A 9,941-nucleotide genomic window follows, 5' to 3' on the forward strand; every position below is an offset into this window, starting at 1 on the left:
TTAACCAAAATATATTCACCATGTTTACTAACAAAATTTTCATGTGCTCTACCATTTTTATATTCTATAAAATTAAGTAATCTCTCCTCTTTTCACTCTTCGCCAAACTCTTTAAATCTAACCCTTGGAACTAAAACTTTTTTCATAATTACCCTTATTTATTTAATTATAACATTATAAGTCTCTAAATACAGACATATAATGAGCATATACAATTAAATCAGTATTATTAAATAATAAAATGATATGTATTAAATAACTCAAATATGTTGGTATTTAAAAAAAGATTTTTTAATAGTTATTAATTTATTTCAAATTCAGAGATTTTATACATAGTAAATTAGATATATAAAAAGACGATTTTCCCTATTTTATAGGTTTTTTCGTCTTTTTATCTTAATTAAATCAGAAACTCAGGATAAAAATTTAAAAATACTTGATAGTTGAAATAAATAACAAAACACCTAATAGCTAGGTGTTTTGTTAAATTGGTTTTGGTATCTTTCAGGATATAAATATGATAAATATCTCATTCTTTCATAGAATGAAGAAGTATTAAATGGTGTATTTCCATTACCTAAAACTGTTTTTTCTTGATTATCTAAAATAAATGCATATTTATTTGAATACCCATATTCATCAAGATCCCCAAGAACATGATGACCAGCAAAGTTTCCTTGAGAATCGTACAATCCACTACCAGAAAAACCAGCACTTATATCAACTGTTTGTGTGTTTGTAGTAATAAAAGGATGATCCATTTGAAAACATTTAAATCTAGCATGACAATAATTTGTTGAGTGTAAGTCTAAAATAGAATTACCTACTAAATACTCTCTCCATCTTTTCTTATTATCACCAACAGGTGAAAATTCATTTGATGTTTGTTTTGCTGGAAAACCAGCTATATAATAATTTAAATTAATAAAATTACTTAAATGCCTATTTAGTTTTGAACTATTTAATAAATCTAAATTAATTAAATTATGAATGAATTGCACTATTTCTTGTTCATTTTGATTTAAAGTTTGATTTTTGTATTTTCAAGAATTAGGTTTGTTAATTTCAAAATTCTCAAAAAAGAATTTAAAATTAACAATAGCTATAACATTATCAGAAAGTTTAGAAGTTCCGCTTGCTATTGATAAATCATTTTTTTTAAAACTATTTAGTTGTGGGTAATCAGCGTGATTAAAGAAGTTATTTATCAATTCAAATTCATATGGAACTTCATTATTTCATTTAGTATCATAATCACTTACTATTGTTGAACTTATATCATTTGTAGCAATATTTTTATCTATTACTTTAGGAACTTTTAAATCAAGTTGTTTATCAATTTTAGTTATTCAAGGATTATTAAATTTTTGAATTTCGTCAGCATTTGCAAATGTTTCTCAAACATGGTCGTTAGTTGTAACAAAAAATCTATAATCACTTGGGTCATTAGGTTTAACTTTTCCTAAAACAGTTCATGAACCACCATTGCTTTTAAAAGTAAAAGCACGTGAACGATATTGTTTTATAACCTTATCAGTATTTTCTTTATATAATCTTTTAGTTGAATTTATTGGTTGAGATATTTGAGAAGTTAATTCATTATTATTAATTATTTGCTCATTAAGACCAGAGGATTCTTGATTTTTTAAAGGCTTTTGGGTATATATCAACTCATCTTCACTTAGATAATTGATTGAATATAAAACATTACTAATAAAAACAGATTTTGTATTAGATAAATTATGTTCTACAATAAAATCATAAAATTTAATATCTTCCTTAGGAATAATCTCAAGTGTTAAATTATTATTATGTTTTCTTATATTAAAACTAAATAAAGAAGAAATTAAGTTTTTTTGTTCTTGCAACTGTTCATAAGTCATAAAATCACTATACACATCAAAATCAATATTATTAATTTGATTTTGATTTTTTATAGCATTATATGGAATCCTAATATTTAAAAATGAATATTTACTGTAATTATTTTTATAATAATCTCTAACTTTTTTAAAATTTAAATCAAATTCAAATTCAAAATTTAAATAAATTTCATTTGTAGATAATTCTTCTAAATTAGTAATTTCTGATAAATCTTTTGTAATTATTGCTTTATTATTTTCAATATTAAAAACAGTTTTTTCTAGTATTTCTCTAGGAGCAAAGCTTTTTATAATTTGCGTTTTATCACTTTCATCAATTAATAAAAAGTTTTTAATCGGTCTGTTAGAAGTTTTGCTGAAAAATGTTTTATATAATTTATTATATTTTAAAACAGAGGATAGATTTTCCTGTGAATAAGGTATTAAATTTTTAGTTTCATCAGATAATCAAATGTTAATTAAATCATCTAGATTCAGGTTAGTTTTTTTAGTTATTAGGCCTTGATTATTAGAAGAAAATTCACTATTTTCTTGATTTATTAAATCATTTAAATTTGATTTATTTATAACATCATTATTTACAAAGTAATAATTTGTTTCATTGAAAACAACATTATTTACATAATCTTGAAGTGTATAAGGTTCAACAACTTTAATTGATTTTAGTGTATATTTAACATTATTTAAAAAGTTTGATAAAGGAAATTTACTTAATTCATTAAATTTAACATAAACTACAGGATTATTAATAAAATTAATTTCATAATCAGATGATAAATAATCAACATCAAATTTTAATTCAAAAAATTTATTTTTAAACATTTCAATATTTTCATTATTAAAATTAAAATCTAATGAACCAAAAATTTGATTATTTGTTTTATCTTTAAAGACTTTAAATGAATTTAATTTTAAATTTATGTTTTTTGGTACATTAAATTGGTTATTTTTGTTTAAATAATACTCATTAATCTCTTTATCATTTATAACAGAATTTGTTATAACAAAGCTCTTAATGTGTTTAGGTAATAAATCTTGAGAAAATGATAGTGTATTATTGTTTTTATTTATATTTGTGTTTATTAATTTAGATCATCTGTCAAAGGGATTATTTGATTTAATTAATAATTGAACTTTATTTAATTTATCAAATAAATTTGAACTATAAGAAATTTTAATTAAATTATTTTCTATATTAATTCTATTTAAGTCAAGTTTATATTTATTTTTAGCTGTTTTGAAATTATCTTTTGTATCATCTAATAATTTTATTTGTTCTTGGTTGTCTATATAAAAATAATTATTATCTTCTTTAAAAAATAAACCCAGGGAGGTTAAATAATTATCCTTATTAGTTATTGTTCCTTTAAATAAACTTGTTAAATTATTTCCAGATAGTTTTGTAGATTGTATATGAAAGTTTTTATCAAGATATTTTCAATATATTTCTGGATAATTAGTAGAATTATCTTTTAAATAAATATTAGAACTGAATGATAAAACTTTATTACCATTTTGTGTTTCATCATATGCATAAAAATCAAAATTATTCAATAATTTAAAATTATCAGAACTTTGATTTTTATTTTTCTTAAATAAAAGAATTTTTTCTTTATTATATCTGAGAGGTGAATTGTTTTTTGAAATATTATCAATAATTATTACACTATCATTTATGTTTTCTAAATTAAACAAATATTGTTGGTTAATTTTTGTTAATGATTTTGAATACGTTGTTATAGTATTGTTTGAATTTATAATCTTATAATTAATTATAAATTCACCAACATCATAAATAGAGAAATAAGCGTTTATTTGATTGTCATTAATAAAATAATTATTTAGTTTATATTGGTCTTTAAAAATATCTAAATTCTCATTAACTTCATCATTATTCATATTATTAATAAAGTTTTTATAAACTTCATTAATTTCTATAGGCGTTTCATTAATATCTAAAATATTAAGAGATTCAGCATAATGTTTATGAATAGGATTTCTATTAGGGATATCATAAGACCTAATAAAATCATTTTCTGGTGGATTACTTAGTGTATTAAAAGAATATTCTTTCAATAGTTCAATTTCTTTATTGTTTAGTTTTAGTTTTGTGATTTGATATTTTGTATCCGGATTTAAATTATTAATAAAAAATTTAAAGTTATTTTTAGCTGAAAATATTTTTTCAAAAATTAAACTATTGTTTAATTCAACTAACAAGGTATTTTGGTCTTGATTGATTTCATTAAAAGAAATTAATAAAGAAGCAGAATTATTAGAAATTTCATTTATTTGTATGTCTTGAACTGTTATAGTATTTTCTTTTTTATTATCTATATTAGTTATATTTTTTAATGTTTGAAAACTTAATTGAAAATTATCTATGTTAACAAGAATGTTGTTTATTTTAATTCAATTTATTTTGTATACAGTATCTTCTAATAAGTTATTTAAATTAATAGTTGTTTTTGGTTGATCTAAATTATAAGTATAAGTGTTTTGATTTAAATTAATTACAAGTTCTATGTTATTAACAAAGTTTTCTAATTTAATATTTAAATTTGCAGAATTTTGAGTTATATTATAAAAATTTAAATCTTTAACTGATACTTCTTTTTGTAATTTCGGAGTTTTATTAAATTTATAGTTTAATTTTAATGGTTTTGTTAGTTCTTTATTATCTATAAATATACTTTTAATTTCATAAATTCTATTTTCTTCCAGATTATTAAATGCAAGAATTACTAAATTATTTTCTTTTTTTATTTCATAACTTAAATTGCTATTAAAGTTAATTTTTATATCTTTATTAATTATTTCCTTATTAAACTTAATCTTCAGTATGCTTTCATTTTCATTTGTTTCAGTAAATTCAATTTCATTTATTTTGTATTCTTCTTTTAAAGGTTCTTTACATGAAACACAAGAAATAACACCTGTCACAGGAACGGTTAAACTAAGCATTTTAAATAAATTCAATCTCTTTTTATTCATACTGCTATTATACTTTTAATTTGAAAATAATTTTTTGTTTTTCTTGTTAAATTGAAAAATCTTTTTCAGATAAAAAAAGATAGCATTTTATTTATTTATAATAAAAATATATAAATAAATAGGAGGCAAAATAAAAATTTTTTCAAAGGAAACGATTTTCTTAGATAAAGAGTTTCATAGCAAAGAAGATGTATTCAAATTTCTTGCTCAAAAAGTAAAGAAATCGGAATAACTAACAATCCAAATGAAGTTTTTGAAGCTTTATTGAATAGAGAAAATCAAGTTTCTACAGGTATGGAAAACGGAATAGCAATTCCTCACGGACAAACTGATGCTATTTTAGAACCTAAATTATTTTTTATTAAATTAAAAAATAATATTAAATGAGAAACATTTGATGGTTCAAAAGTTAAGTATCTATTTAGTATACTTATACCAAAAACAAATAAGGATAATATTCATTTAGAAACACTTTCTAAAGTTTCTGCTATGCTGTTATATAAAGATAATTTAATTAAATTAAAGACTGCAACAAATTAACAAGAAATACTTGATTTGTTAAATGAATATTTAACAAAAGAAAAAGAAGTAGTCAATCACAAGGTAAAAAAGTAATTGGTATAACTGCATGTACTGTTCTACAAAATTCTGATGAACCATTTATTTTAGGTTCAAAACACAAGATATTAACGAGTTTAAAAGTGTTATTAATACAAATTTAGTAGAAAATTATTTAAATAAAATTTATTTAAATAACAAGGATTTTGTTTATATTGATGAAGGAATGATTCATGGTCTTCCAGGTAATCCAATGGTATTTGAATTACAACAATCATTGGATATTACATATGGAATTTATGATTATGATAGATTAGATATAAATGGTAAAAAAAGAGATATTCATATAAAAGAATCTTTAGATACTATTAAATTTAATTTAAAAGCAGAAATTCAAAAAGAACCTGATGATAATGTATTTTATAAAATAAATTATTTCAAATTACAGAAATTAGACTTAAAAAATCAAGGTATTAAAATAAATACTGATTTAACTAATCATTGTATTGAACTAGTTGTTTTAAACGGTAGTGCTTTTATCAATGATATTCATATTAAAAGTGGAGATGTTTTATTAATTTTAAAAAAATCAAGAAGAATTTCATTTAAAAGGAAGGATAGATTTATTTTTAAGTTATGTATAAAATAAAATACCAATTTAAAATTGGTATTTTATTATTCTTATTTGTCTTTAATAGCTAAAACAGCAGGCAATTCAAGACCTTGTAATAATTCTAAACTAGCACCACCACCAGTTGAAACATGTGAGAATTTATCTTCCATTCCTAATTTTTCAACAGCAGCCACTGAATCACCACCACCAACAACTGTATAACAATCTTTTAGTTGTGATATTGATTTACATACAGCAAGTGTTCCCTCTTTATAATTTTCAAATTCAGCAACACCCATTGGTCCATTTCAAACAACACATTTAGCATTTTTTAATGTTTCTTTAACTAATTCAATTGATTTAGGCCCTAAGTCAAGTCCCATATAACCATCTTTAATTTCATTTTCTTGTATTACTGGTGTGACATCTTTAAATTCTGTTGCAGTAGCATGGTCAATTGGTAAAACAACTTTTTGAGAATATTTTGTTAAGAATTCTTTTGCTAATCCTAAAAATTCATCTTCTACAAGAGAAGTTCCTACTTTTTTACCTTGAGCTTTTAAGAAAGTATAAGCCATTGCACCACCGATAATCATTTTATCAGCTATTTTTGCTAAGTTTTCTAAAACTTGTATTTTATCTGAAACTTTAGCTCCACCAATAATTGCTACATAAGGATGTGCAGGATTTTTAATTGCTTTTTCTAATGATAAAACTTCTTTTTCCATTAAATAACCAAGTGCTGAATCTTTAATGTTTTTAGAAATTCCCACATTTGAAGCGTGTGCTCTATGTGCAGTTCCAAAAGCATCATTAATAAATACATCTCCTAATGAAGCTCAGTATTTACCTAGTTCTTCTGAATTTTTACTTTCTGCTTTATCGTTTAAGTCTTCATAACGTGTATTTTGAAGAAGCAATACATCACCAAATTCCATATCTTTAATTGCTTTTTCTAAAACTATTCCTCTTGTTTCGGGAACAAATATAACTGGTTTGTTAAGTTGTCTAGAAAGTTCAACAGCAACTGGTTTTAATGATTTACTTACTAAATCTTCTTGTGTTTTTACTCTTCCTAAATGTGATAAAAGAATTACTTTACCACCTTCATCAGAGATTTTTTTAATAGTTGGTAATGCAGCTGTAATTCTTTTTGTAGAAGTAATTACACCATTCTTTAAAGGAACATTAAAGTCTACTCTAACCAAGACTTTTTTACCTTTTAAATTAAGATCATTAATTGTTTTTTTCATTCAAACTCCTTGTGAATAATATTATTTAAAATTATATATTAAATTTTTATATTTTAAGTTTTTTAAATATAAAGTATAGAAGTGGTTTTGTTTAATTTTCATTAATTAAAAATCTATTTTTTGATAAAATAAAATTATAAATATTTAATTTTAGGAGAATAATGAAACTTACTGATAAAAGAACAAAATTAGTTGCAACAATAGGACCTTCAAGTGATAATTTACAAACATTACGTTCATTAGTTGAAAATGGTGTTACAACTATAAGAGCAAACTTTAGTCATGGTTCACATGAAGAACAAGCAAATAAATTTAACTTAGCAAAACAAATTTCAAAAGAATTAAAAATTCCTGTATCTCTAATGTTAGATACAAAAGGACCAGAAATTCGTATTGGAAAAATAAAAGATGGTGCACAAGTTGTAAATGCAGGAACAGAAATTTTAATACATACAACAAAAGATAAATATGAATCATTAGAAGGAACATCAACAGAAATTACAGTAGCATATGATATGGCTCAAGATTTATCTGTTGGTAATCAAGTTTTAATAGATGATGGAAAACTTTCTACAGTTGTTATAGAAGTAGGGAGTGGTTATGTAAAAGTAAAAGCAGAAAACACTCATAAATTAAAAACAAACAAACGTGTTAATTTACCTGGTGTAGATTTCTCATTACCATTCTTAGCACAAAAAGATATAGATGATGTTAAATTTGGAATTAGTCAAGGTGTAAATTATATTGCTGCATCATTTGTTAACTCAGCAAAAAATGTTAATGAATTAAGACAATTATTAAATGAAAATGGTGGTTCACACATTCAAATTATTTCAAAAATTGAATCACATTTAGGATGTTTAAACATTGATGAAATTATTGAAGCATCAGATGGTATAATGCTAGCTCGTGGTGATTTAGGATTAGAAATACCTTATTACGATGTTCCATATTACCAAAAGAAAATGATTAGAAAATGTAGAGAAGCAGGTAAACCAGTTATAGTAGCTACTCAAATGCTAGATTCAATGGAAAATTCACCTCATCCAACACGTGCAGAAGTAACAGATGTTTATTATGCAGTTGAACTAGGTGCTGATTCAACAATGCTTTCGGGAGAAAGTGCTAACGGTTCATTCCCACTTGAAGCAGTTAAAACAATGACTTCAATTTCAAAACGTGCAGAAAAAGAATTCTACTCAAAAAATTACTATGAAAGACAATTAGAGTCAGTTTGATCAAATGTAAATCAAGCAGATAAAAGAAATCAAATTTCATATAATGTAGCTAAAAAAGCAAAAGATGGAGATTACAAATACGTAGTTGTTTTATCAAGAACTGGTGAATTATTAAAACGTGTTGCTAAATTCCGTCCAAATACAATAACAATCGGTCTAGTAAATGATGAAAAATTATTAAACGGATTTGGAGTTTACTCAGGAGTATTTGTTTCTGTAGATTCAAAAGAATTATTCTTTGAAGTTAAAAAAGATACATCAAAAGCAGAATCTGCTTTATTACCTTATGGAATCCAAAAGGGTGATAAATATTTAGTAATTGAAAATGATAAATTTACAGAACACGTAGTTAAATAATATAAGCAAAAGAACAATTTAAATTGTTCTTTTCTAAACAAACGAATAAAGAAAAAATGAAAAAATACAAAAAATTATTAATATCAATGTCATTAATTTCTACAATAGCAATACCAACTATTTCAATGTCATGTACAAACGAAGAAAAGAAATCTAATAAAGACAAATTTATAGATGCATATACAAATGTAATAGAAAAAGCAACAAGAAAAACAATTGCAAGTTTTGAAGCAGATGCTGAAGCATCAGCAAAAAATGAGCAACTTATTGCAAATACAAGAATGTCATTAAAATTACAAATGGAAAATGCTTTGATTGACGTTGAAGCAAACCATAATTTCACAAACGAATTAGCACAACTTAAAGGTTTAGAAAATAGTGATTATTCAGTTTTAGATGAAAGATTTATACAAAAACTAACAGAATTATTACTTACTATTAATGATAATAGTAAACCAAAAAACGATAAGTAATTTTAGTCAAATTAAATATAAAAGTATATTATACAACAAAAATATCCGGGTACTTCCGGATTTTTTTGATATATTCAATTTAATATTAATTTACTATCTAAATTTAAATTTTTAATAATTATAATTTTAAGCTTGTATTATAAACAGTTATAAATATTTATAATGTTATAATTAAATAAATAAAGGTAATTATGAAAAAAGTTTTAGTTCCAAAAGTTAGATTTAAAGGGTTTAGTGAAGACTGAAAAGAGGAGAGATTACTTAATTTTATAGAATATAAAAATGGTAGAGCACATGAAAATTTTGTTAGTAAACATGGTGAATATATTTTGGTTAATTCAAAATTTATATCATCAGAAGGTATGTCTATAAAAAAAGTTTCTAAAAACTTCTCAGTACTATCAAAAAACACTATTACTTTAGTATTAAGCGATATTCCTAATGGCAAAGCATTAGCAAAAACATTTATTATTCCAAAAGATAATACATATGCACTAAATCAAAGAATTGCTGGACTAACTATAAAAAAAGGGATAGATTTACATTTTATTAATAAAACAATAAATAGAAAT

The 9,941-nt window shown here is 23.0% G+C and carries 7 protein-coding genes; 5 read left to right on the forward strand and 2 right to left on the reverse strand.

Annotated elements, in window-relative coordinates; all coding sequences use genetic code 4:
* Positions 1 to 464 precede the first annotated feature (464 nt).
* Positions 465 to 4,877, reverse strand: coding sequence for an RNA polymerase beta'' subunit family protein (locus T405_RS03175; protein WP_036431124.1), 4,413 nt, complete (start codon positions 4,875 to 4,877; stop codon positions 465 to 467).
* Positions 4,878 to 5,075: 198 nt separating this feature from the next.
* On the opposite strand from T405_RS03175, the gene T405_RS03180 reads away from it, so the two are divergent.
* Both T405_RS03180 and T405_RS03185 read left to right on the forward strand, forming a co-directional pair.
* Positions 5,076 to 5,417: a PTS sugar transporter subunit IIA gene (locus T405_RS03180; RefSeq protein ID WP_334290798.1), complete on the forward strand. Its 342-nt coding sequence runs from the start codon at positions 5,076 to 5,078 to the stop codon at positions 5,415 to 5,417.
* Positions 5,418 to 5,505: 88 nt separating this feature from the next.
* Complete coding sequence (locus tag T405_RS03185; protein WP_036431130.1) at positions 5,506 to 6,084, forward strand: cupin domain-containing protein; 579 nt, start codon at positions 5,506 to 5,508, stop codon at positions 6,082 to 6,084.
* A gap of 32 nt (positions 6,085 to 6,116) precedes the next feature.
* Here T405_RS03185 and T405_RS03190 read toward each other — a convergent pair whose 3' ends face one another.
* Positions 6,117 to 7,301: a phosphoglycerate kinase gene (locus T405_RS03190; protein WP_036431133.1), complete on the reverse strand. Its 1,185-nt coding sequence runs from the start codon at positions 7,299 to 7,301 to the stop codon at positions 6,117 to 6,119.
* A 161-nt stretch (positions 7,302 to 7,462) separates the two neighbouring features.
* On the opposite strand from T405_RS03190, the gene pyk reads away from it, so the two are divergent.
* From pyk to T405_RS03205, 3 genes are all read left to right on the forward strand, one after another.
* Positions 7,463 to 8,896, forward strand: a complete 1,434-nt coding sequence (gene pyk, locus T405_RS03195) for a pyruvate kinase (RefSeq protein WP_036431136.1) — start codon at positions 7,463 to 7,465, stop codon at positions 8,894 to 8,896.
* 56 nt (positions 8,897 to 8,952) lie between these two features.
* The gene (locus T405_RS03200) at positions 8,953 to 9,369 is read left to right on the forward strand and encodes a hypothetical protein (protein WP_036431139.1); all 417 of its coding nucleotides are present in this window, start codon (positions 8,953 to 8,955) and stop codon (positions 9,367 to 9,369) included.
* Between the two features lie 191 nt (positions 9,370 to 9,560).
* Positions 9,561 to 9,941: restriction endonuclease subunit S domain-containing protein (locus T405_RS03205; RefSeq protein ID WP_036431142.1), on the forward strand; the 381-nt coding region annotated here is incomplete at its 3' end.

The organism is Mycoplasmopsis felis ATCC 23391 (assembly GCF_000701865.1).
Lineage (GTDB): Bacteria > Bacillota_I > Bacilli_A > Mycoplasmatales > Metamycoplasmataceae > Mycoplasmopsis > Mycoplasmopsis felis.